Source organism: Amycolatopsis sp. NPDC047767, assembly GCF_040704195.1.
GTDB lineage: Bacteria > Actinomycetota > Actinomycetes > Mycobacteriales > Pseudonocardiaceae > Amycolatopsis.
In genome coordinates, this window is record NZ_JBEYSJ010000001.1 from 411263 (window position 1) to 435594 (window position 24332).

Below are 24332 nucleotides of genomic sequence, written 5' to 3' on the forward strand. Positions count from 1 at the left end.
CGAAGAACGCCTGGTAGGCGCTGATCACGTCGTCCGGGGGCATCGGCCCATCACGTCTCGGCGGCCGGTGCCCGGTTTTACTTGACGATGAGGCCGTGGGCGGCGGCGAACCCGATGGCAGTCTCGACGTCGACGTAGGCGCCGCGCAGGTCGGCCTGCACGAGGGCGTTGGCGTCGAGGCGGGTGCCGCGCAGGTCGGCGCCGGGGAGCTTGGCGCCGAGGAGGCGGGCGCCGGTGAGGTCGGAGTCGCGCAGGTCGGTGTCGGTGAGGTCGGCCTCGGTGAGGTTGACCTCGCGCATGCGCAGGCCGGACAGGTGCAGCTTGCGCAGGCGGCCGCGGGCGAGCGAGGCCAGCGACAGGTCGCACTCCGTGAGCGCGATGCCGAGGAACCGGCAGTCTACAAAGGACGATCCGAGCAGCGAGCACGAAGCCCACCGGCTGTCGGCGAGCACCGCGCGGTCGAACGTGCAGCTGCGGAAGGCCGAGGCGTCGTGGCGTGAGCCGGCGAGGTCGGCCTTGGTGAAGTCGCAGTTGTCGAACGTGCAGCCGCGCGTGCGCAGGTCACGCAGGTCGGCCTCGGTGAAGTCGCAGCCCGTGAACTGACGCTTTTCCCACCACTGCCCGGAAAGCACGGCGTCGCGGTAGTCCTCACCGGTCTCGATCACCTCGACAGGATGTCACACGGCTTCCGCGGGCCTGGCTCAGCGCCCTGGTCACCGGAAGTCGCGCGACTTCGCCGTGATCCGCAGGGGCAGGGGCTCCAGCTTCTGGGCCCGCACGCTCGCCACGCCGTCCGCCTTCTCGACGACGCCGCGGACCAGCAGGGCGGTGCTGGTGCGCGCGACGCGGTGGAAGCGTTGCCAGAGGCCGAGGGTGCAGACGATGTTGACCATGCCCGTCTCGTCCTCGAGGTTGATGAACGTGACGCCGCCGGCGGTGGCGGGGCGCTGGCGGTGCGTGACGGCACCGCCGACGAGGACGCGGGCACCGTCGGGCTGGTCGAGCAGGCGCGACGCCGGGACGACGCCGAGGGTGTCGAGGTGGTCGCGCACGAACTCCGTCGGGTAGCTGTCCGGCGAGAGGCCCGTGGCCCACACGTCGGCGGCGGCGAGGTCGAGCTCGTCCATGCCGGGCAGCGTCGGCGCGTCGACGCCGGGAGCCGTGCCCGGCAGCTTCTCCGGGCGGTCCTGCGCGACGGCGCCGGCGGACCACAGCGCCTGTCGGCGGTCGCCGCCGAAGCAGCTGAACGCGCCGGCCGTGGCGAGGGCCTCCAGCTGCGGCGCGGTGAGCCGCACGCGGCGGGCGAGGTCGGACATGCTCGCGAACTCCCCGCGAGACCGTTCGGCCACGATCTTCTCCGCCAGCTCGTCGCCGATCAGCCGCACGGTGCCGAGACCGCCGCGCACCGCGCGCAGCTTTCCCTTGTCCGGCAACGGTTCCAGCGTCGCGTGCGGCAGGCTGCGGTTGATGTCGGGGCCGAGCACCGTGACGCCGTGGCGCCGCGCGTCGGCCACCAGCGACTGCGGCGAGTAGAACCCCATCGGCTGCGCGCGCAGCAGCCCCGCGCAGAACGCGTCCGGGTGGTAGTACTTGAAGTACGCGCTCGCGAACACCAGGTACGCGAAGCTCAGCGCGTGGCTCTCCGGGAAGCCGAAGTTCGCGAACGCCTTGAGCTTCAGGAAGATCTTCTCCGCGAGCTCCGGTTCCAGGCCGTTGGCGGTGGCGCCGTCGAGGAACCGCCGGCGCAGCAGCTCCATCTTCCGCTCGGACCGCTTCGACCCCATCGCGTGGCGCAGCTGGTCGGCCTCCGCGGCGGTGAAGTTCGCGACGTCGAGCGCGATCTGCATCAGCTGTTCCTGGAACAGCGGCACGCCCTTGGTCTTGTGCAACGCGTTCGCGAGCAGCGGGTGGTCGTAATCCCACTCCTCGCGCCCCTGCTTGCGCCGGATGTACGGGTGCACCGAGCCGCCCTGGATCGGCCCGGGTCGGATGAGCGCGACCTCCACGGCCAGGTCGTAGAACTCCTCCGGCCGCAGCCGCGGCAGCGTGGCCAGCTGCGCGCGGCTCTCCACCTGGAACACGCCGATCGCGTCGGCGCGGCACAGCATTTTGTAGATGTTGGCGTCCTTGAGATCCAGGTCGGCCAGGTCGATCTTCTCGGCCTTGTAGTCCTGGACGAGGTCGAGCATGTAGTGCAGCGCCGACAACATGCCCAGGCCCAGCAGGTCGAACTTCACCAGCCCGGCCGCCGCGCAGTCTTCCTTCTCCCACTGCACCACGCTGCGGTTCTCCATCCGCGCCCACTCCACGGGCACGACCTGGCTCACCGGCTCCTGGCAGATCACCATGCCGCCGGAGTGGATCCCGAGGTGGCGCGGAAAGTCTTCGAGCGCGAACGCGAGCTGCACGACGTCGTCGGGGATGTCGTGGTCGTGGTCCTTTTCGGTGCTGCGCAACGCTCCCCAGCGGTCGATCTGCTTGCTCCACGCGTCCTGCTGGCCGGGTGAGTAGCCGAGCGCGCGGGCGGCGTCGCGGATCGCCGAGCGGGCGCGGTAGGTGATCACGTTGGCGACCTGCGCGGTGTTGAGGCGGCCGTGTTTGGCGAAGACGTACTGGATGGCCTCTTCACGGCGGTCGGACTCGATGTCGAGGTCGATGTCGGGGTAACCGTCGCGGTCGGGGGCGAGGAAGCGTTCGAAGAGCAGCTTGTACTTCACCGGGTCGACCTTGGTGATGCCCAGTGCGTAGCAGACGGCGGAGTTGGCGGCCGAACCGCGACCCTGGCAGAGGATGGTGTTGTCGTGGCAGAAGCGCACGATGTCCCAGACGATCAGGAAGTAACCGGGGAAGCCGAGGTCTTCGATGATCTTCAGCTCGTGCTCGATCTGGGCGTACCCGGCGGCTTCGTCCTCCTTGCCGAGGTAACGCTCTTCGGCACCCTTCATCGTGAGCTCACGCAGGTACGTCGTCTCGGTGTGGCCCTCGGGCACGTCGAACGGTGGCAGCTCGGGCGCGAGGAGCTCCAGCTTGAACGAGCATTCGACGCCCAGCAGCGCCGAGCGTTGGACGGCGCCGGGGTATCGCCGGAAGCGCTCGGCCATTTCGGTGCCGGAGCGCAGGAAGGCGGCGCCGTCGCTGGGTAGCCAGCCTTCGAGGTCGTCGATGCTGCGGCGCGCGCGGATCGCGGCGACGGCGTCGGCGAGCCGGCCGCGTTCGGGGCGGGCGTAGTGCGCGGCGGTGGTGGCGACGGTGGGCAGGCCGAAGTCGTTCGCCAGCTCGGCGAGGAGGTCGTTGTGGGTGCTGTCGAGGGGCTGGCCGTGGTCGAAGAGCTCGACGTAGACGTTGTCGCGGCCGAAGAGCTCCACGAGTTTTCGCAGCTGAGTGGCCGCGGCGGCCGGTCCTTCGTTCAGCAGCGCCTGCCGGACGGAGCCTTTGCGACAACCGGTGAGGACGGCGCACTGACCGGTGACTTCCTCGGCGACGGCCCGCAGGTCGTAGATGGGGCGACCTTTTTCGGCGTGCTCTTGGTCTGAGGTGTCGGTGCTGTCGTAGCCGCGCAGCTGGCCCGCGGTGATGGCGCGGCACAGGCTTCGATAGCCGTCGTCGCCGCGCGCGAGCAGGAGCAGGTGCTCGCCTTCGGGGTCGGCGACGCCGTTCTGCGGCGCGGAGAGGCCGAAGCTCAGCTCGGTGCCGAAGACCGTGGCGACGCCCAGCTCCTTCGCGGCTTCGGCGAAGCGGACGACGCCGTACATGCCGTCGTGGTCGGTGAGCGCGATGGCGTCGAGGCCGAGCCGCGCGGCTTCCTCCACGAGCTCCTCGGGGTGGCTGGCGCCGTCGAGGAAGCTGAAGTTGGAGTGGCAGTGCAGCTCGGCGTACGGCACGCGCGGCCCCGACTCGACCTCGCTGCGCGGCGGCAGCACGTCGGCGGGGCGGCGGTAGACGTCGCGTTTGCGGCCCCACGCCGGGCTGTCGCCGTGGTCGCCGGGCGGCACTTCGCCGTCACCGCTCAGCGCGCGGGCGAGGTCCTGCCAGGGGACGGGCGGGTTGTTCCAGCCCATCTAGTCGTTTTCGGGCGACTTGCGGGGGCTCGGGATGAGCAGGCTGGTGTTCTCTTCCATCAGTCGTAGATTCCTTCCACTGTCCACACAGGATTTTCGGTGCCGGAGCACAGGACGAGCACGGCTTCGTCGGCGTCGTCGCGGCCGGTGGCGGCCAGGAGCAGCTGCAGGCGGGCCTGTTGCGGCGTGGCCGCGCGTCGGCTGGCCGCGACAGGCCACGGCCCGGCCCAGTCGAGGACCGTCCGCGGCGGCCCGCCCGCCACGCTCAGCCGGCACGGCGGCGCCGTGAGCTGCTTGCGGCTGGTGATGCCGACGGGCACACCCTGCTCGTCGACGACCTGCACCGGCACGGGTTGTTCGAGCACCGTCGCGGGTGACGGCGCGGGCAGGCGGCCCGGCCATGTGGCGTCCGGCGGCGAGACGGGCTCGCGCGGGTCGCCCCACGGGATGAGGCGGACGCGGCCGGCGGGGTCGCGACCGCCGTCGAGGATCGGGGTGACGACGCCTTCGGGGCCGAGCAGGCCCTGCACGCGCACGAAGGCGCGGGCGGCGCGTTCGGTGGTGAGCTCGTCGTCCTCGCTGCGGTTGCCGCCGTGCCAGAGGCCGAGCTGCAAGGACTTGCCCTCGACCGTTTCCTCCGGCTCCAGCCGCAGCCGCGCGACGCCCGAGGTGGGCCGGTTGCCCTTCAGCCAGCCCTCGAACTGCCAGCGCACGCGGTCGGCGACCCCTTGGGGCGTCAGGGGTTCCGCGCAGCGCCAGACCCGGCCGAGCTGCTCGCCGTCCTCGGTGGTGGCGTAGATGCCGAGGCGCGTGCACGCCAGGCCGCGGTCGGCGAGGGCCGCGTGGAACCGCGCGCCGAGGTTCTTGGCGAGGAACGCCGCGACGTCGATGCGCTCCAGCACCGGGTCGAACTCCTCGGTGAGCGTGAGGTCGGCCGGCGGTTTGCGGCGCAGCGGCGGGCGCTCCGACAGCCCGCGCGCCAGCCGGTGGGCGAGCACGCCGTCGAGGGCGAAGCGGGACATCACGTCGCGTTCGGTCAGCTCCGCGAACGCCCCGAGCGTCTTGAGACCCAGGCGCGTGAGCAGGTCGACGAGCTCCTTGCGCTCGACGTCGGGCTGGTCCAGCTCGGCGACACGCAGGGGCGCGAGGAACCGCGCGGTTTCCCCGGGCGGCACGAACTCACCGTGCCGGGCCGCGATCGTGGCTCCGAACAGCCCTTCCGCCACCCCGACCTGGCATTCGACGCCCGCCACCGCGGCCACCTGGTCCAGCAGCTTCTCCGCGAGCGGGTGCTCGCCGCCGAAGTAGCCCGCCGCGCCCGCCACGGGCACCGCGATCAGCCCCGGCCGCACCACCTCCAGCCCGACGACCAGCTCCTCCACGGCACGCGCGACGTTCTCGAACAGCCGCGCGTCCCGCCCGTCGTCCACGCCGAACACACCCAGCTCGGGACACTTCGACTCCGCCTCCCGCCGCCGCATCCCCCTCCGCACGCCGTTCCTGCGCGCCACCGCCGTACACGCCACGACCCGGTTGGCGAGAAACACCGCCGCCGGCCTGGTGAGCGGCGCACCCACCGCGGCCACCGCCGCGACGGCAGGCCAGTCGGGGCACCACAGGACGAGCATCCGGATGGGGAGGTTGGCGGTTCTGGGTGGTTCCCGGGTGATGGTCATCCGGCCACCTCGATTTGTCCGATGTGGACGGATGTCACGCGAGTTCCCCGACTCTGCGCCTGACCTGCTGCGGCGGACCACGCCTCGAATCCCCGCGCCCCGACTCCCGCGGTCGCCGCGGCGCCACGGCCGTCGCCCGGCGCACGCCGTCGCCGAGGGGCCGACCCACGTGGCACAACGGCGAAACTCTCGCGGGCGGTCATCTCCGGCTCGACGCCACGGCCGTTGCCGGCTCTCGCGCGACCACCTCGCGCGAAGCCCGGAACGGAACCGGCGCTGCGACCAAGCCGCTGCCCCAGCGATCCACGTAGCGAAGCACAAGCGGCACTCCCCAGACCGCCGCCACGACCGCCGCCAACCCTCGCACGACCATCCCACGCGAAACCCGGAGCAAAAACGACACCATGACCAAGCCGCTGCCCCAGCGATCCACGTAGCGAAGCACAAGCGGCACTCCCCGGACTGCCGCCACGACCGCCGCCAACCCTCGCGCGACCATCCCACCCCAAGCCCGGAGCGAAACCGGCACCGCGGCCAAGTCGCTGTCTCATCCCACCGCCTCCTCGTCGAGGCGCTGCAGCGGGAGCCCCACCGGCGTCGCGAGGGGCTCCATCGGGAGCGCACGGCCGTCGGGGCCGGGTAGAGCGACCGAAACCGACCGGGGCCGGGCGGCGGAACCCCGCCCGCGTGCGTGTACCTCGGCGGGCCGGGAGCGCAGGAACCCCGCCCCGGAGCCGAGGAGCCCCGTCCACTCGCCTGGGGCGCAGTGGAGTTCCACGTCGGCCGCGGGCCAGGGGCCGAGGGTGAGCAGGACGGTGCCGCGGTGGCGGGCGCGGGCGGAGAGGCGCCGGGCGACCGCGGGGGTGACGGAGCGGGGCTCGGTGACCACGAGGTCGACGCCGTCGAGCAGGGCGGCGACCACGGCCGGGTACTCGGCGCCCGGGCGGGGCACGAGGGCGAGGCGCGACACCGCGACGCCGTGTTCCGCCGCCGCGGCGATGCCCAGGGAGGGCACGCCGACCACCGCCGCCCACGACCCGGCGGCGGTGGCCTCGGCGAGCAGGGCGAGGAGCAGCGACGGGGAGCGGTGGACCGCCACGGTGCTCCCGCGCCGGAGCCCCGCGTCGGGCAGCAGGCCGGCCAACGCCGGGGACACCGGGAGCACCCTTCCCGTCGTCCTGGCGTGCTCGGCCTGCTCCGCCACCCGGCTCGCCGTGCTCACGCCGGGCAGCGCAGCGAGCCGAGCCACCGGCTCCACCACTGCCGTCACCGCACACCCCTCCCCTCCACGCACACGCCGGCGCCCACCCTCACCGCAGGCCCAGGCCAGGGCCCCACAGGACGAGCACCGACGCACCGCGGGGAAGGCGGCCCTCGACACCCTGCATCGAACACCTGTTCGATGTCTCAAGTACACCGGGATCCGGCAGCCGTGTCAAGCCGGGTCTGATGTCGAATTCCTGCCAGCCCCATCCCCACCACGGCCGCATTCTCGAGGGGAGATCACAACGGAGGAGAACCCCGAGTGCTACGCCCGTTCCGCAGCGAAACCACCGAAGAACAGCTCACCGACCTGAAAGATCGCCTGGCCCGAACCCGCTTCGCACCCGCGTTGTCCGGGCGCGACTGGACCCACGGCACACCGCCGGGTTACCTGGCCGAGCTCGTCGACTACTGGCGTACCGAATTCGACTGGCCCGCGGCCGAAAGCCGGCTCAACGCGCTCCCCCAGTTCGTCGCCGACGTCGGCGGCACCACGCTGCACTTCGTCCACGCCAAGGGAACCGGGCCCCAGCCGTTCCCCTTGCTGTTCTCGCACGGCTGGCCGGGCTCGTTCTTCGAGGTCACCAAGATCATCGGCCCGCTCACCGACCCCGCGGCGCACGGCGGCGACCCGGCCGACGCGTTCGACGTCGTCGCCCCGAGCCTGCCCGGCTTCGGGTTCTCCCCGCACCCCGGCACGCCCGGGATGAACCCGACGGCCATCGCGAACCTGTTCGACCGGCTCATGACCGACGTCCTCGGCTATTCGCGCTACGCCGCGCAGGGCGGCGACTTCGGCGCGCAGATCACCAGCCGCCTCGGGCGCGACCACGGCGACCACCTGATCGGCATCCACCTCAACCTGATGGGCGCCACGCCGGCGCTCGACGGCACGCCGCTCACCCCCGCCGAGGACGCCTTCCTCGCCCAGGCCGAACACTTCTTCACCGCCGAAGGCGCATACGCCCAGCTCCAGGGCACCAAGCCGGCCACCCTCGCCGCGGGGCTGTCGGACTCCCCCGCCGGGCTGGCCGCGTGGATCGTCGAGAAGTTCCGCGCGTGGAGTGACTGCGGCGGCGACGTCGAATCCGTGTTCAGCAAGGACGAACTCCTCACCGACATCACCCTCTACTGGCTGACCGGCACCATCGCCACTTCCGCGCGCCTCTACTACGAAACCATGCACACCGAAGGCATGCTGGGTCGCAACACGCCCGGTTACGTCGCCACGCCCACCGGCTTCGCCTCCTTCGCCAAGGACAACTTCACCCCGCCCGAGCAGTGGGTGCGGCGCGCGTACAACTTGACCCGATTCACCCGGTTCGACGAGGGTGGTCACTTCGCCGCACTGGAGCGACCGGACGAGCTCGTCACCGAGATCCGCGAGTTCTTCCGCCCATTGCGCCCACGACTGTCCTAAGTAGACTCACAGAACCGAGGCGCGACAACCACAACACCCTCGGTGTCCGCGATACACTGCCGGGAATGGGGCCACCGGCCCGCGCCAAGTCCGAGTGAAGCTGGTGGAGAAGCAGCATGAAACACCTCGCCCTGCGGCCGTTCGCCGAGGAAGATCTGCCGGTGCTCGATCGGTTCGCCGTGGAGCCCGAGGTGCTGGGTGCGTTCCAGTGGGCCGGGTTCGGCAGTGCGCAGGCGCGCCGGCGGCGGTTTGCCGAGGACGGGTTCATCGGTGATGAGTCGACGGCCGTCGCGGTGACCGTGGATGGCGTGGTGGCGGGGATGGCCAGCTGGGAGGCCGCCGATCGGGGTGGGCCGGCGGGGGGCTGTTTCGAGGTCGGGGTGACGTTGCTGCCCGACCACCGCGGGGTCGGCCTCGGTACGAAGGCGCACCGGCTGCTGGTCGAGCACCTGTTCCGCTTCACGCGCGCCCATCGACTGGAGGCGTTCACCGACAGCGAGAACGTCGCCGAGCAGCGCGTGCTGGAGAAGGCGGGTTTCCACCGAGAGGGCCTGATGTGTCAGGTGACCTGGCGAGACGGCGCCTACCGCGACGAAGTCGTGTACGCGCGCCTTCGCGAATAAAAGGGCCGGCCCCCAAAGAGAGAGCCGGCCCCAAAACAAATCTCAGTGCGCGAAGTGGCGCGTCCCCGTCAGGTACAGCGTCACGCCCGCGTTCTCGGCTGCCGCGATCACCTCGGCGTCGCGGATGGAACCGCCGGGCTGCACGACGGCGCGCACGCCGGCCTCCAGCAGGACCTCGAGCCCGTCCGGGAACGGGAAGAACGCGTCGGACGCGCCGACGGAGCCCTTCGCCCGGTCGCCCGCGCGCGCGACGGCCAGCCGCGACGAGTCGACGCGGTTGACCTGGCCCATGCCGACGCCGACGGTCGCGCCGTCGTGGGCCAGCAGGATCGCGTTGGACTTCACCGCGCGCAGCGCGCGCCACGCGAAGGCGAGGTCGGCCAGGGTCGCCGCGTCGGCCGGCGTGCCGGTGGCGAGCTGCCAGTTGGCCGGGTCGTCGCCGGGCGCGTCGATCGCGTCGACGGTCTGCACGAGCACGCCGCCGGAGATCGGCCGCAGCTCGACGGGCGCCGGGTTCTCGATCACGGGCAGCTTCAGCAGCCGCACGTTCTTCTTGCGCTGCAAGATCTCCAGCGCCTCCGGCTCGAAGTCGGGCGCCAGCACGACCTCGGTGAACACCTCCGCGATCTGCTCCGCCGCGTCGACCGTCACCGGGCGGTTGGTGGCGATCACGCCGCCGTAGGCCGAAACCGGGTCGCACGCGTGGGCCTTGCGGTGCGCCTCGGCGATGTCCGCGCCCACCGCGATACCGCACGGGTTGGCGTGCTTGATGATCGCGACGGCGGGGTCGGCGAAGTCGAACGCGGCGCGGCGAGCGGCGTCGGTGTCGACGTAGTTGTTGTACGACATGGCCTTGCCGTGCAGCTGCTCCGCGTGCGCGAGACCCGGCTGCGCGCTGCGGTACAGCGCGGCCTTCTGGTGCGGGTTCTCGCCGTAGCGCAGCACGTCGGCGCGGTCCCAGGTGGCGCCCAGGAAGTCGGGGAAACCGGAGTCGTCTGCCGGCGCGTACACGTTGGCGAACCACGAAGCCACAGCCGAGTCGTACGCCGCCGTGTGCGCGTACGCCTGCGCCGCCAGCCGCTTGCGGTCGACGAGCTCGAAGCCGCCCGCCGCGACCTGCTCCAGCACCCACGCGTAGCGCGCCGGGTCCACGACCACCGCGACGCTGCCGTGGTTCTTCGCGGCCGCACGCACCATCGCCGGGCCGCCGATGTCGATGTTCTCCACGCAGTCCTCGGGGCTCGCGCCGGAGGCGACCGTCTGCGTGAACGGGTACAGGTTCACCACGAGCAGGTCGAACGCCGCGATCTCGAGCTTCCGCAGCTGCTCGACGTGGTCGGGGTTGTCCTGGTCGGCCAGCAGCCCCGCGTGCACGCGCGGGTGCAGCGTCTTCACACGGCCGTCGAGCGACTCGGGGAACCCGGTCACCTGCTCGACCGGCGTGACGGGGACCCCGGCGTTCGCGATCACCTTCGCGGTACCGCCGGTCGACACGATCTCCACGCCCGCGGCGTGCAGACCGGTCGCGAGCTCGAGCAGGCCGGCCTTGTCCGAGACGCCGATCAGCGCGCGCCGGACCGGGCGCCGTCCCTCTGCAGTGCTCACGAAAACCTCACCTTTCGTCCGTCCACGGTGCAGCCACCACGGCCGAGTCGCTCGATCGTTTCAACCAGCAGCCTGCGTTCCACGGCCTTGATCCGCTCGTGCAGGACGTCTTCGGTGTCGTCGGCCTCCACGACCACCGCCTCCTGGGCGATGACGGGGCCAGTGTCCACGCCCGCGTCGACGAAGTGCACGGTCGACCCGGTCACCTTCACCCCGGCCGCCAGCGCGTCGGCGACCGCGTGCATCCCCGGGAACGACGGCAGCAGCGCCGGGTGCGTGTTGATCACCCGGTTCGCGAACCGGGACAGGAACTGCGCGCCGAGGATCTTCATGAACCCCGCCGACACGACCAAGTCGGGCGAGTACGCGGCGACGGCCTCGGTGAGCGCCTTGTCCCACGCGTCGCGGTCGGGGTGGTCGGCCACGCGGACGGTGAACGACGGCACGCTCGCGCGCTCGGCGCGGGCCAGCGCCTCGATGCCCGTGCGATCGGCCCCCACGGCCACGACCTGAGCCGGGAACGCGGGGCGCGCGACGGCGTCGAGCACCGCCTGCAGCAGCGTGCCCGACCCGGACGCGAGCACGACGATCTTCACCGGGGTCGGCAGGTCCAAGCGGCTGGCCAGAACGGGCTCCTTGCACGGCGGCGGCGCACCTCGGGCGCACCGCGCTTCACCAGGTCACCCCAACCCTAACGGTCGCGCTCGCGGCCCTCGTCCGCACCGGAGCCGTCGGTGGACTCGGTCACAGCTCCGGGCCCGTCCGAGCCGCCGTCCGAGTCCTCGTCCGGGCCGGGTTCCGGCTGGTCGAGCGGGACGTCTTCAGGCAGCTCGAGGCCCAGTTCGGCCTCGGCTTCGGCGTCGTACTCGTCGTAGTCGGGCTCGGGCTGCCGGGGCTGGGGAGCGGTTTCGAGCTCCGGTTCGGTGAACTCGGCCTCGAACTCGTCGGTGTCGAGTTCTTCCCGGTCGACGTCCTCGAGGACCTCGTCGGGATCGAGCTCGTCGACGTCTTCGTCGCCCGGTTCGTCCGTGTCCTCTTCGGACTCTTCGGACTCTTCGAGGTCTTCAGCTTCGTCGGCCAGGTGTTCGTCGTCGACGAGCCCTTCCTCGACCTCCAGCGTGTCCGGCGGCGCGGCCGGCGCGTGCGCACCGGCGAAGAACGCCACGAACCCGCCCGGGATCACGATCCAGCAGAACGCGACGATCGACGCCACCCCGACGGGCACGCTCACCGGGTCGAACGGCCCGTCCGCGAGCCGCCCGCCCGCGAGCGTCCCCAGCACCACGCAGCCGAACGCGACCACGGCACCCGCGACGGCGACCATGCGGATCCGGGCGGCCGGATCGTCGTCGGAGTGGCGCAGCGACCAGCCGACCAGCGCGCCAACGGCCGCCGGCAGCACCAGCAGCACGGGCCACCACGCGGCGGTGTGCTCGGGGATGCCGCCGAGCAGCGGCACCGCGGGCACGGAGCCACCGCGGTAGGCGACGAGGCTGACGTCGAGCGACCCGACCGTGAAACCGGGTCCGCTGACGAACGACAGCGCCGCCACCACGGCGTTGGGCAGGTAGGCCACCGAAAGCAGGAACAGCCCGAAGCTGTTGCCGAACGACGGCTCGAACAGATCGTCCACAGTGGACCACGAGAGCACCGTGGCCGCCGCGAACACGATCGCACCCACCGCCAGCAGCGCCGCCAGTCCGAGCGCGCCCGCGCGCAGGCCGCGCAGGGCCAGCGGGTCGAGCCGTTCGGCCACCGTCGCGGGCAGGCCGCAGCGGCGCACCGCACCGCCTGTGGCCGCCAGCACGGCGAACACGCCGGGCACCACGAACGCCAGCAACGGGTTCGCCCGCACCGGCGCGCCGAGCGAGAGCAGCCCGATCAGCAGGCCGAACAACGCGTGGGCGGCGCCGATCACGGAGATCAGGGGGACGGCCTGGCGCAGCGTCGTGCAGCCCAGCCGCAGCGTCGCGCCGGACGCGGTGCGCGCCACGAGCAGCACGGCGCCGACCGTCGGCAGCAGCGGCAGCACGCCCAGCGGGTGGCCGCCGATGCCGAGCTGCACCTGGAACCCCGCGAGCCAGCCGGGGCCGGCCGAGAGCAGCACGCCGCCGGCCGAGAACGCGGTGCGCTCGGCGGTCAGCGCGACGAGCGCGACCAGCGTCGCGACCACGGCGTACTCCGTGATCAACGGGCCGAAGGCGGCGGTGAGCAACACCCGCACCCGGGTGGCGGGCGCGGCCTCGGCGTCGAGTTCGACGGTGTCGCCCACCGGCTCGCCGCCCGGCGGGCGTGGAGAACTGGTGAGCTGCTGCATGCTTCGCACCTTGACACCCGGCCTGGGCCGTCCGGGTGAGGCACGCCGCCCGCCCCGGGCTTGGCGAAGTTAACCCACCCGGTCGGGGGCACCCGAACACGAAAAACACCCGCTGTGACACGGAGAGTCACAGCGGGTGTTTTCACGAGGTGACAAGCACCCCAACGCGGCGTTGGTTGCGCTCAACGCACCGAATGCGGCGTTGGTTGCGTCCAGCGCACCGAACGCCACATTGGGGCGCGTCGGGCAGTCGGGCCGGGCCCGGTGGGTCAGCCCTGCTGGCCGAAGCCGCCCGGCGGGGTGCCCGGGGGCTTGCCCTGCTCGCCCTGCGGCTGCTGGAAGAACTGGCCCTGCTGAGGCGCGTACGTGGTCGCCTGCTGGCCCGGGGGCGTCGCGCTCGGCTGTTGCGGGTACTGGCCCGGCTGCTGCTGCGGCTGGTAGGGGCCGGCCTGGCCGTACTGCTGCTGGTAGTGCGGCACGGCGGCCTTCGGCGCCGGCGGCTTGAGGATGCCGTATTCCATCAGCAGCGCGGCCACCGCGACGAGCATCTGCACGATGCCGAGGATCAGCACCACCGTGACGATGCCCGGCGTGCTCGGCTCGGCCACCACGGTGTCGAGCGCTCCGAGCGCGCCGACCACGCTGAACAGCGCGGCGAACGGCAGCACGCGCGGCGCCTTCGGCAGGGCGTGCATCGCCGCGAGGAGGCCACCGGTGAGCAGGAAGATCGTTTCCTGACCGACGTCACCCGCTTCGTCGGAGAAGCCGATGAAGTACTGGACGATGCCCAGCACGGTCACCACGAGCGCGAGCACGAGCGGGAGGTTCTGCGGCAGCACCGGCCCGGCCGAGGGCGGCGGTCCCTGCTGCGGCTGCTGTTGCGGGAACCCGCCGGACGGGGGCGGTCCCTGTTGGGGCTGCTGCTGGCCACCGCCCTGCTGGGGGTAGCCAGGCCCGCCGCTGGGGAAGGTCATCGGAAGCTCTCCTGTCGTTCGCCGGCAACTCCGGGGGAAGGTGGCACCCGGACGAAACACGTGACGGCCGCGTCGCCGAACGCTAGCGCATCCGAGGGTCCCCCGTCCGGGCCGTTGGACGCACGGGATGCCCGTTCGGTTGCGGCCGGAAACGCCGCGGGCCGGGCACCGATCCCGGTGCCCGGCCCGCGTTGACCGCGTTTGTGCAGGTCAGAGGTTGTTGTACAGCTCACGCGCGAGGACGGCGGTCTCGCTCGGGGTCTTGCCGACCTTCACGCCGGCAGCCTCGAGGGCCTCCTTCTTCGCGGCCGCCGTGCCGGAGGAACCGGACACGATGGCACCCGCGTGGCCCATGGTCTTGCCCTCGGGGGCGGTGAAGCCCGCGACGTAGCCGACGACCGGCTTGGTCACGTTCTCCTTGATGAAGGCCGCGGCCCGCTCTTCGGCGTCGCCACCGATCTCACCGATCATCACGATGACCTTGGTGTCGGGGTCCTTCTCGAACTCCGCCAGGGCGTCGATGTGGGTGGTGCCGATGATGGGGTCACCGCCGATGCCGACGGCGGTGGAGAAGCCGATGTCACGCAGCTCGTACATCATCTGGTAGGTCAGCGTGCCGGACTTCGAGACGAGGCCGATGTGGCCCGGGCCCGAGATGTCGGCGGGGATGATGCCGGCGTTGGACTTGCCGGGGCTGATCACGCCCGGGCAGTTCGGGCCGATGATGCGGGTCTTGTTGCCCTTGGCGACGGCGTGGGCCCAGAAGTAGGCCGAGTCGTGCACCGGGATGCCCTCGGTGATCACCACGGCGAGCGGGATCTCGGCGTCGACGGCCTCGAGCACCGCGTCCTTGGCGAACTTCGGCGGCACGAAGATGACCGACACGTCGGCGCCGGTCTCCTTGATCGCCTCTTCGACGGTGCCGAAGACCTTGAGGTCCTTGCCCTCGATGGTCACGGTCTGGCCGGCCTTGCGGGCGTTGACGCCACCCACGATGTTCGTGCCGGACTTCAGCATCTTGGTCGCGTGCTTCATGCCCTCGGAGCCGGTGAGCCCCTGCACGATGACCTTGCTGTTCTCGTTCAGGAAGATCGACATCTCACGCACCTGCCGCGGCGAGCTCGGCAGCCTTGTCGGCCGCGTTGTCCATTGTGTCCACCACGGTGACGAGCGGGTGGTTCGCGTCGGCCAGGATCTGGCGACCCTCGACGACGTTGTTGCCGTCCAGGCGGACGACCAGCGGCTTGGTGGCCTCGTCGCCCAGGATCTTCAGGGCCTCGACGATGCCGTTGGCCACCGCGTCGCACGCGGTGATGCCGCCGAAGACGTTGACGAAGACGCTCTTCACGTCGGTGTCGTTGAGGATGACGTCCAGACCGGCCGCCATGACCTCGGCCGACGCGCCGCCGCCGATGTCGAGGAAGTTCGCCGGCTTCACGCCGCCGTGCTTCTCACCCGCGTACGCCACCACGTCCAAAGTGGACATGACGAGCCCGGCGCCGTTGCCGATGATGCCGACCTGGCCGTCGAGCTTGACGTAGTTGAGGTTCTTGGCCTTGGCCTTCGCCTCGAGGGGGTTCTCGGCGTCCTTGTCGACCAGGTCCTCGTGCGCGGCCTGGCGGAAGGAAGCGTTCTCGTCCAGGGTGACCTTGCCGTCGAGGGCGATGATCTTGTCCTGGGGGTCGCGCACCAGCGGGTTGACCTCGACGAGGGTGGCGTCCTCGGAGACGAAGGTCTCCCAGAGCTTCACGACCACGTCGGCGGCCTCGTCGATGATGTCGGCCGGGAAGTTGCCGGCCTTCAGGATCTCGAGCGCCTTCGCCTTGTCGACACCGGCGATCGCGTCGACCGGGATCTTCGCGAGCGCGTCGGGGCGCTCCACCGCGAGCTGCTCGATCTCCATGCCGCCCTCGGAGGACGCCATCGCCAGGAACGTGCGGTTCGCGCGGTCCAGCAGGAAGGAGAAGTAGTACTCGGACGCGATGTCCGACGCTTCCGCCACGAGCACGCGGCGCGTGATGTGGCCCTTGATGTCGAGACCCAGGATGGCTTCCGCCTTCTCCTTGGCCTCGTCCGGCGTCTGGGCCAGCTTGACGCCGCCGGCCTTGCCGCGGCCGCCGACCTTCACCTGCGCCTTGACGACGACCTGGGTGCCGATCTGCTCCGCGGCGGCCTTGGCTTCTTCGGGGGTGTTTGCCACCGAGCCCGGCAGAACCGGTACTCCGTGGGCGGCGAAGAGATCCCTCGCCTGGTACTCGTAGAGGTCCACTACTCCAGTCTCCTGACGACACGCCACTGTGGTGGTCCGTTACCGAACCGCGCTGTCGGACCAGTCGAGGTTAGCGACCAGCGCAGAAGCAGGGGACTCCGCACCTGGTGAAGTCGGTCACCGTACGCGGTCAGGGGGTGTGAGTCCGCCCACCGGGGCCGTTTTTTCGCCCCCGGCGGCGGCCGTCGCGGCGGCTGTTGCCGTGACGACGATCGCGGCGAGGCCGAACCAGAACCCGAGCGCGGGCGACCGTCCGGCGATCCCGGCGAGCGGCAGCTGTGCCACGTGGACGGCCAGCACGAGCACCGCACCGGTGAGCGCGGCCGCGGCGGCGCCGGGCCGGGAGCGGACGCTCAGGGCGAGCACGCCGAGGACGACGAGCAGCGCGGTGAGCAGTCCCCACGACGGAGTGTCGAAATCGGACCAAAGCCCGGGCGACGAGTAGCCGGGCGCGGTGAACACCGGCGAGCCGAAGGCGAGGACGGACAGGATCGCCGCCGCGACGACCGGCAGCAGCACCCGGGGGCGCGGGCCTTCGGTGCCTTCGTCGTCGCGCTCGACGACGCCGGTGACGACGGCCGCGAGCGCCGTCAGACCGGCGAGGCCGAGCGCGATCGCGGTGAAGACGGCGCCGGCGCCGAGGTGGTAGCTGAGGGTGCCGCCGAGACTGTCCAGTCCCGTCAGCCCGGTCGCCTGTGACGCGGTGATGGCGGTGCTGAGCACGGCCGTGCCGGCGAGGACGACGCCGGCCCAGACGACGGCGAGGATGCCGCGGGCCGATTTGTACGCGAACAGGAACGGCGCGGGCAGGGCGACGAGGATCGCGGCCGTGAGCAGGAGCCAGCGCGCGGGGCTCTGGGTCGCGGTGGCCGTGTCGAGCTGTGGGGCGAGCGCGCCCACGACTCCGACCACTGCCGTCAGCAAGGCGAGCAGGGCCGTGGCGGTGCGCCACAACGTGAGGCTCGGGACGCGGGCTTCGCCGGCGAGGTCGGTGCGTTCGACCTGCGCGATTTGGGGCGTCGCGAGGGGCGCGAGAACAAGGACGAGGACCATCGCCACCACGGCGACGACCGGTCCCCACGCGAGGTGCAGCCCGCCCACCGCCAGCCCGCCGACCAGCGGCGGCAGCGCCACGGCGAACGTCGCCGCGGCCGCGCCGCCGAGCGTCCCGCGCGCGACGCCGTCGGACGCCGCCCCGAACCCGAGCACGACGGCGAGCAGCAGCGCGCCCGCCATGACCACGTAGCCAGTCAGCGCCAGGCCGGGGCCTTCGAACGCCGAGTGCGCCGGGAAGAACGGGTTGTCCGAGATGACGGGGGCCATCAACAACCCGACGCCCGCCGCGATCGTGAGCAGCGGCACGACCAGCCGCCAGCGCCGCCGTCCGCCGTCGTCCCCCGCGACCTCGTTGAGCTGCCGCGCCACCTGCGCCGCCGCGATCCCCGCGGCGATCGTGAGGACGTGGCCCGCGACGAGCAGCCAGAACCCCGCGCCGACCGCACTGCGGTCCAGCAGCCGGTCGGGCAGGTACAGCTCCGGGCGGACGGTTTTGGAGCCGTTGGCGAAGAACTGCAGGTCGAGCAGCAGGCGGCCGGGGGCCAGGGCGGCCAGGCCGATCGTGAGGCCGGCGGCCAGGCCGTGCCTGCCGCTGTACGCCGCCGCCGCGACGATCCCGGCCGGGACCAGGGCGAGGAGGGCCAGGAGGGGCCAGGCGAGGTAACCCGGGCTCGCGTCGGGCGAGACGGGGAGGATCGCGCCGGCCGTCAGGGCGAGGGCACCGATGCCGAGGAGTGTGACGGCGGTTTTGAGCTGTGGGGAGGGGGTGCGGTCGGTGTATTCGAGGTCGAAGTGGGGGCTGGGGGCCCGGTCCGCTTCGGTGGTCGTGGAGCTGGTTCCGGCTCCGGCGGGCTTGGTGCCGGTGACGCCACCGCTGCCCGCTGCGCTCTGGCCAGACCTCTCGACTTCCGCCTTGTCACGGCCACTGCCATTCGCGATGCGCCGAACGCCATCGCTTACAGCCTCGGCGCCGCCAGTGCTCCGCACATCACCGCTCGCGCCCGCTGCTCCGCGCGCACTGTTCTCTCCTCGGCGACTCCCACCATGGGCGTGATCGGCCGAGGTGTTCAAGGAGTCGCGCTCGGCGTCGGGACCGCCGCTCCCACCGCGGCTCTCGCCCCTGCCGCTGCCGACCCCGCGGTGTGCGGTCGACGTGCCATTCGCGGGGACGTTGCCATTCGCGCGGGACGAGACGCCGCCGGTGGCATCGGCGGGGGCGCCGGACCCGTCGGCGGACTTGCGGCTGCTCCCCCGGCGCTCACGGCGGGTCTCGGCGCGGGCGCGCTCCCGGGCGGCCGCCTTGCGCTCGGCGAGGCTGGGCCGTCGGGGGCCGGCGGGCGGCCTGGGGCTGTCCGGGTCGGAATCGGAACGGGCCGGGGAGGAGTCCCCGTCGTGGGGTCCTTCGGACGAAGTCATCGGACGCGACGCTAGCAAGTCGGACACCGCGCGGCCCCCGCAGTGGGAGGGAGTGACCCCGAGGCGCGAAGGGCAGCCGGCGACAACAGGGCGCGCCGTCGCAGGGACTGCAACCGGTGGCGATGAGGCGTCGGTGCACGTCGGTGGGTTGATCGGGCGATCGGGTGATCACCCGGGGAGGCGAGTGACCGGCGCCACACAAGCGGGCGTGAATTCCCTTCAACACAGGGGCGCAAACGTTTATTTCAACGGTGGGGCCGTTCGGCGGGATGCGAGGGGGCCGCTCGGGGGTGCGGATGCCCGAAAGTCCTGTAATGGAGATCACACTGATCGGAGTAGTTTCGGATTAACTTTGGGTAATCCCTACAGCTAGCAGCGTGATGCGGGCCGCCCGTTCGGCCGAAACGGCGGGGGCACCTTGCTCAAAACGGTGCCCCTTCGTTACTGTCCCCCGGTCCCCATTACAGTCAGGTCACGAAGCGCAACGCCGAGCCAACCACCCCCGAGATTGGCTCAACGGGATCCCCCGCCCGTAGTCGCGCGACGATCCGGCTCCCCGACGATGGAAGGCCCTGTCTTGGCTTCACACCGCTCCCCCGGCGGCCAAGCCCCTTCCCCGGCGCTGAAGGACGCACTGGACGGTGCGGTCATCCGCGTGCGGGGTTCGCACCGCATCGCCCCGCCGTCCTCCGCCCTGCGTGGGCGGGTCGTGGTCGCAGCTGTCGCGGCCGGCGCGTTCGCCGCTGCCGCCGCGGGCCAGACCCTCAAGACCGTGACGACCGACTCCGACACCGCCGTCACCCCGCTCGCCAACGCCCAGGACGCGAGCGCCTCGTTCACCCTCGGCAGCGCGGGTTCAGGGGGAGCCCCCGAGCTGCTGCCCGCCGGCCACTCGATGGACGCCTCCGCCGAGGCCGCCCGCATGGCCGACAGCCTGAAGGTCACCGAAGCCCGCGAGAAGGCCGAAGCCGCGGCCGCGCAGAAGGCCAAGGAAGAAGCCGAGCGCCCCAAGACCTGCCTGCCGGCCCACGGCACGTTCACCTCGGGTTTCGGCGCCCGCTGGGGCAGCAGCCACCTCGGCATCGACATCGCGAACTCGATCGGCACCCCGATCTACGCCGCCTCCGACGGCACCGTCATCCAGGCCGGCCCCGCCAGCGGCTTCGGCCTCTGGGTCCGCATCCAGCTCGACGACGGCACCATCCAGGTCTACGGCCACATGAACAGCTTCTCCGTCCACGAAGGCCAGAAGGTCAAGTGCGGCGAGCAGATCGCCGAGATCGGCAACCGCGGCGAGAGCACCGGCCCGCACCTGCACTTCGAGGTCTGGCAGAACGGCACGAAGAAGATCGACCCGCGCCCGTGGCTCGCTGCCCGCGGCATCGTGGTCTGATTCTCGACTGGCTCTCCTTACTGTTCTTCGGTTTCACCGCTTTTCCACCCGGCCACGGTCCGCGCCCCCGCGCTCTCCGTGGCTGTTGTGCTTTCCCGCTGCGGCAACGAGAAGCCCTCGCCGCAGCGCACCGTGCTGCGACACCGCCACCGAGCCGGCTTGGGCGCCGCGAGCCGTCCGAGACCCGCGCTCGGCCCGCCCGCTTCGATCTCCTCGCCGCGTCCCCGCGGCCGCTTGCCCGACGCCCTCAGCACCACGGAGATCGCGCGGCTACGGCGCCCGAGCGTCCTCTCGGCCGCAGCAGACAGCTCTAACGCTCCCCGGTGGGCGCGCGGCGGATGAAGTACGCGATAGCGACCTGCCAGACCGTGCAGAGGCCGGCCGAGCGCCGACGGACAGGCCACCGGCCCAGGCGGCCCGCGCCGCAGGTTTGGCAGTGGCCGTCAGGCCCGAGGTCGTGATGACGGAGCAGGGCGCGCCACGCGGCGGCCAAGCGGTGCGCTTCCCCCGAAGCACACCCGAAACCGGGCCCCGAAGCGCCGACAGAGCCGACAGCGCCGGCTGAACCGAACCCCGACGAGCCGCACCCCGTATCGGCAGAACCGCCGGAAACCCCCGCAGGTCCCGAAGTCCCCAGAACTCCCCGTAGGTAGTCCTGTACCCCTGCGGCCAGGACCCCAAACAAGATCGCGTCCACACCCTCGTGCTCCCTCCCGAGGCGGCCGGTGAACGAGCACCAGCCTACCTCATTCGTTCGAACTTGTGTTCGACTGGAGGGAGCCTAACCGAGGGGTCCGACAAAAATCAGAGCTTCACCATCGGCACGCTGCCGATCAGCATGAGGCGGACCTTGCCGGACGCGCCGAAGTCGATGGTGGCCGTGGCGCGGGGACCGACGCCGTCGCAGGAGATGACGGTGCCGAGGCCGTACTTGTCGTGGCTGACGCGGTCGCCGACGTCGAGCTTGAGGGCCACCGTGTCCTTCCAGCCCTTGCCGAACGGCGACGACGACGTAGTGGAGGACGACGACGGCGACCGCCGGCCCCACGTCGTGGCCGCACGCGGGCCCGAGGACGACGAGCCCGAGGACGACCCGAAGTTGCCGAAGCCCGGCGAAGACGGCTCCAGCCGCCGCCAGTCGACGAGGTCCGGGGGCAGCTCGTCGAGGAAGCGCGAAGCCGGGTTCATCTGCGGCTGGCCCCACGCCGAGCGCACCAGCGCGCGCGAGACGTACAGCCGTTGCCGCGCGCGCGTGATGGCCACATAGGCCAGCCGACGCTCCTCCGCGAGCTCCGTCGGGTCGCCCAGAGCGCGCATGTGCGGGAAGACGCCGTCTTCCCAGCCCGTGCAGAACACCACCGGGTACTCGAGGCCCTTCGCCGTGTGCACCGTCATCAGCGTGACGACCCCGGCGCCGCCGTCGCCCTCGTCGCCGCCGTCGGGCGACGGGATCGAGTCGGCGTCGGCGACCAGGGACACGCGCTCCAGGAACGCGGCGAGCGAACCGGGCGCGGGCACGCCGTCGTCGAGCACCAGCTCGGCGTTCTCGTCCTGCTGGACCTCGGCGGTGAACTCCGCGAACTCGCGCGCCACCGTGACGAGCTCCGTGAGGTTCTCGACGCGGGAGGCGTCCTGCGGGTCGTCCGACTCCTCGAGCTCCGCGCGATAGCCCGTGCGCTCCAGCACGGCCTCCAGCAGGTCGTGCACCTCCGAGCCCGACGCCGCCAGCTCGCCCAGGTCGTCGAGCAGCGACACGAACCCCGTGATCGCCTTGGCGGAGCGCGGGTTCAGCAGCGCCACCTTGCCCTCGACGGCATCGCGCAACGCCGCCGCGAAAGTGATGCGCTCGCGCTCCGCGTGCGTGGCGACCACCGCTTCGGCGCGGTCGCCGATGCCGCGCTTGGGCACGTTGAGGATGCGGCGCAAGGAAACCGTGTCGTCCGGGTTCGACAGCACGCGCAGGTACGCGAGCATGTCGCGCACCTCGCGCCGCTCGTAGAACCGCACGCCGCCGACGACCTTGTACGGCAGGCCGAGGCGAATGAAGATTTCCTCGAACACGCGCGACTGGTTGTTGGTGCGGTAGAAGACGGCGACGTCGGAGTAGTCCGCCTCGCCCTTCTCCGCCAACGCGTCGATCTCGCCCGCGACGAACGCGGCCTCGTCGTGGTCGTTGTCCGAGACGTAGCCGACGATCCTCTCGCCGTCGCCCGAGTCGGTCCACAGCCGCTTCGCGCGCCGGTTGGGGTTGCGCTCGATCACGGCGTTGGCCGCCGACAGGATCGTCTGCGTGGAGCGGTAGTTCTGCTCCAGGAGAATGGTGTGCGCGTTGGGGAAGTCGCGCTCGAACTCCTCGATGTTGCGGATCGTCGCGCCGCGGAAGGCGTAGATCGACTGGTCCGCGTCACCCACCACGACCAGCTCCGCCGGGTCGATGCCGGTGTCGGTGGCCTCGGTGCCGGCCAGCACGCGCACCAACGTGTACTGCGCGTGGTTCGTGTCCTGGTACTCGTCGACCAGGATGTGGCGGAACCGGCGGCGGTAGTACTCCGCGACGTCCGGGAACGCCTGCAGCAGCGAGACCGTGCGCATGATCAGGTCGTCGAAGTCGAACGCGTTGGCCGCTTCGAGCCGGCGCTGGTACTCGACGTAGACCTCGGCGACGCGGCGCTCCAGGTCGTTCGCGGCGTTCGCCACGGCCGCGTCGGGGTCCGTCAGCTCGTTCTTGAGGTTCGAGATGTGCACCGCGAGCGTGCGCGCGGCGTACTTCTTCGGGTCGATGTCGAGGTCGCGCGCGACGAGCGTGATGAGGCGCTTCGTGTCGTCCGAGTCGTAGATGGAGAAGCTCGACGACATGTCCAGCGTCTTCGCCTCGCGGCGCAGGATCCGCACGCACATCGAGTGGAACGTGGACACCCACATCGCGTTGGCGCGGCGGCCGACGAGTGACGCGACGCGTTCGCGCATCTCGGCCGCGGCCTTGTTGGTGAACGTGATCGCCATGATCTCGCCGGGGTGCACCCCCCGCTCCGCCAACAGGTACGCGATGCGGCGCGTGAGCACACGGGTCTTGCCCGACCCCGCGCCGGCGACGACGAGCAGCGGCCCGCCGGCGTGCATGACCGCTTCGCGCTGCGCGGGATTGAGGTCCTCGAGCAGCTCGGCGGTGGCCTTCCGGGCAGGCGCGGGCTTTTCTGCGGGGAGATCGAAGAGGGTGTCCATCGCCTGTCCACGCTACCCCTGGGGTACGACACGTTCTTCACAGGCAACTGCGCCTGTCGACGTACACGACGGTGTCGCCTCCCGTCCGACGCGCGGAGGCGTCCGCGGGCGGAGCATCGAACGGTATGGACGACAAGATCCCCGCCCGGTTGAGGGCATCCGACAGCGACCGAGAACGCGTCGCCGCGATCATCCAGTCCGCCGGTTCCGAAGGCCGGCTCACGCTCGAAGAGGTGGAGGAGCGGCTCGGCACCGTCTACGCGACGCGCTACGTCGACGAGCTCGGCGCGCTCACCACCGACCTGCCGCGCCCCGAAGTCGCGCGACGGCCGGCATCCGGCTGGCCGCTCACCCGCGCCGCGTTGCGCGAGCACCCGGCACTGCGGATCCACGCCGTGATCGTGGTGGCGCTGGCGGTGCTGCTGATCGTGCGGTGGGCGGTGCTGGGCGTCGGGTTCTTCTGGCCGGCGATGCCGTTGTTCTGGCTGTTCGTCACCCTCGTGGTGCACGCGCGGGTGCGGAGTTTCCGGCGGCGCGGTGAAACTCCTGTGCCATACTGACCGCGTGCGGCACAGCAGTGAGCGATTTTTCTACGGGACCCGGACTCCGGCTCCCGTGATCGCGTAGTGCCCCACCCGCCATCACCCGCAGCCCCGGAGTCCACGGACCCGGGGCTTTCGCCGTCCCAGGGGCCACTGGGAGTCCGGACTTCAGAGAGGTCCCGATGAACGCGCAGACTCAGAACGCCGACGGACAGCCCGCCGAGAACACCGCCGCCGGCGAGGACATCTCCTCGCTGCGCAAGGAGATCGACTGGCTCGACGCCGAAATCCTGCGGCTGGTGAAACGCCGCGTGGAGGTGTCGCAGACGATCGGCGCGGCCCGCATGGCCGCCGGCGGCACGAGGATCGTCTACAACCGCGAGATGGACGTGCTCGCGCGCTACCGCGAGCTGGGTCCGGAAGGCCGCCAGCTCGCGATGGCGCTGCTCAACCTGGGCCGCGGCCGCCTCGGCCGGTGAACTTACGGCCACATCAGGG

At 71.4% G+C, this 24332-nt stretch carries 17 protein-coding genes; 5 read left to right on the top strand and 12 right to left on the bottom strand.

Going from position 1 to position 24332, the window contains the following annotated elements; all coding sequences use genetic code 11:
* Window positions 1-77: 77 nt before the first annotated feature.
* The 4 genes from AB0878_RS02050 to AB0878_RS02065 all read right to left on the bottom strand — a co-directional run bounded on the left by AB0878_RS02050 (window position 78) and on the right by AB0878_RS02065 (window position 7004).
* Entirely contained in the window at window positions 78-665 is a 588-nt protein-coding gene (locus tag AB0878_RS02050) for a pentapeptide repeat-containing protein (RefSeq protein WP_366575628.1), read from the bottom strand.
* A 48-nt stretch (window positions 666-713) separates the two neighbouring features.
* A complete protein-coding gene (locus tag AB0878_RS02055; protein ID WP_366575630.1) occupies window positions 714-4058 on the bottom strand; it encodes an error-prone DNA polymerase in 3345 nt (1114 codons plus the stop codon).
* A gap of 59 nt (window positions 4059-4117) precedes the next feature.
* Entirely contained in the window at window positions 4118-5686 is a 1569-nt protein-coding gene (locus tag AB0878_RS02060) for a DNA polymerase Y family protein (protein WP_366575957.1), read from the bottom strand.
* Window positions 5687-6281: 595 nt separating this feature from the next.
* Window positions 6282-7004 carry a hypothetical protein gene (locus AB0878_RS02065; protein ID WP_366575632.1) on the bottom strand — a complete coding sequence of 241 codons (723 nt, stop codon included), beginning with the start codon at window positions 7002-7004 and terminating at the stop codon, window positions 6282-6284.
* Window positions 7005-7259: 255 nt separating this feature from the next.
* On the opposite strand from AB0878_RS02065, the gene AB0878_RS02070 reads away from it, so the two are divergent.
* Together AB0878_RS02070 and AB0878_RS02075 are read left to right on the top strand one after the other, a co-directional pair.
* Entirely contained in the window at window positions 7260-8417 is a 1158-nt protein-coding gene (locus AB0878_RS02070; RefSeq protein ID WP_366575634.1) for an epoxide hydrolase family protein, read from the top strand.
* Window positions 8418-8533: 116 nt separating this feature from the next.
* Entirely contained in the window at window positions 8534-9040 is a 507-nt protein-coding gene (locus AB0878_RS02075) for a GNAT family protein (RefSeq protein ID WP_366575636.1), read from the top strand.
* Window positions 9041-9082: 42 nt separating this feature from the next.
* Here the strand turns inward: AB0878_RS02075 and purH are convergent, their stop codons facing one another.
* The 7 genes from purH to AB0878_RS02110 form a co-directional block, all read right to left on the bottom strand.
* The gene (gene purH, locus AB0878_RS02080) at window positions 9083-10645 is read right to left on the bottom strand and encodes a bifunctional phosphoribosylaminoimidazolecarboxamide formyltransferase/IMP cyclohydrolase (protein ID WP_366575638.1); all 1563 of its coding nucleotides are present in this window, start codon (window positions 10643-10645) and stop codon (window positions 9083-9085) included.
* Entirely contained in the window at window positions 10642-11259 is a 618-nt protein-coding gene (gene purN, locus AB0878_RS02085; RefSeq protein ID WP_364053676.1) for a phosphoribosylglycinamide formyltransferase, read from the bottom strand. The genes purH and purN overlap by 4 nt, the downstream gene beginning before the upstream one ends.
* Before the next feature lie 77 nt (window positions 11260-11336).
* Complete coding sequence (locus AB0878_RS02090; protein ID WP_366575639.1) at window positions 11337-12962, bottom strand: DUF6350 family protein; 1626 nt, start codon at window positions 12960-12962, stop codon at window positions 11337-11339.
* Between the two features lie 269 nt (window positions 12963-13231).
* Window positions 13232-13936 (bottom strand): DUF5336 domain-containing protein, encoded by a 705-nt coding sequence (locus AB0878_RS02095; RefSeq protein WP_366575641.1) that lies wholly within the window; start codon window positions 13934-13936, stop codon window positions 13232-13234.
* Window positions 13937-14146: 210 nt separating this feature from the next.
* On the bottom strand, window positions 14147-15034 hold the full coding sequence (sucD, locus tag AB0878_RS02100) for a succinate--CoA ligase subunit alpha (protein WP_366575642.1): 888 nt from the start codon (window positions 15032-15034) through the stop codon (window positions 14147-14149).
* 1 nt (window position 15035) lies between these two features.
* The gene (sucC, locus tag AB0878_RS02105; protein WP_366575644.1) at window positions 15036-16205 is read right to left on the bottom strand and encodes an ADP-forming succinate--CoA ligase subunit beta; all 1170 of its coding nucleotides are present in this window, start codon (window positions 16203-16205) and stop codon (window positions 15036-15038) included.
* 117 nt (window positions 16206-16322) lie between these two features.
* The gene (locus AB0878_RS02110; RefSeq protein ID WP_366575646.1) at window positions 16323-18248 is read right to left on the bottom strand and encodes a hypothetical protein; all 1926 of its coding nucleotides are present in this window, start codon (window positions 18246-18248) and stop codon (window positions 16323-16325) included.
* A gap of 1138 nt (window positions 18249-19386) precedes the next feature.
* Here AB0878_RS02110 and AB0878_RS02115 point away from each other — a divergent pair.
* Window positions 19387-20070, top strand: a complete 684-nt coding sequence (locus AB0878_RS02115; RefSeq protein ID WP_366575959.1) for a M23 family metallopeptidase — start codon at window positions 19387-19389, stop codon at window positions 20068-20070.
* A gap of 804 nt (window positions 20071-20874) precedes the next feature.
* Here AB0878_RS02115 and pcrA read toward each other — a convergent pair.
* Window positions 20875-23292: a DNA helicase PcrA gene (gene pcrA / locus AB0878_RS02120; protein WP_366575647.1), complete on the bottom strand. Its 2418-nt coding sequence runs from the start codon at window positions 23290-23292 to the stop codon at window positions 20875-20877.
* 125 nt (window positions 23293-23417) lie between these two features.
* On the opposite strand from pcrA, the gene AB0878_RS02125 reads away from it, so the two are divergent.
* Complete coding sequence (locus tag AB0878_RS02125; protein ID WP_366575649.1) at window positions 23418-23852, top strand: DUF1707 domain-containing protein; 435 nt, start codon at window positions 23418-23420, stop codon at window positions 23850-23852.
* A 164-nt stretch (window positions 23853-24016) separates the two neighbouring features.
* Window positions 24017-24313: a chorismate mutase gene (locus AB0878_RS02130; protein WP_220246175.1), complete on the top strand. Its 297-nt coding sequence runs from the start codon at window positions 24017-24019 to the stop codon at window positions 24311-24313.
* The last annotated feature ends 19 nt before the right edge of the window (window positions 24314-24332 follow it).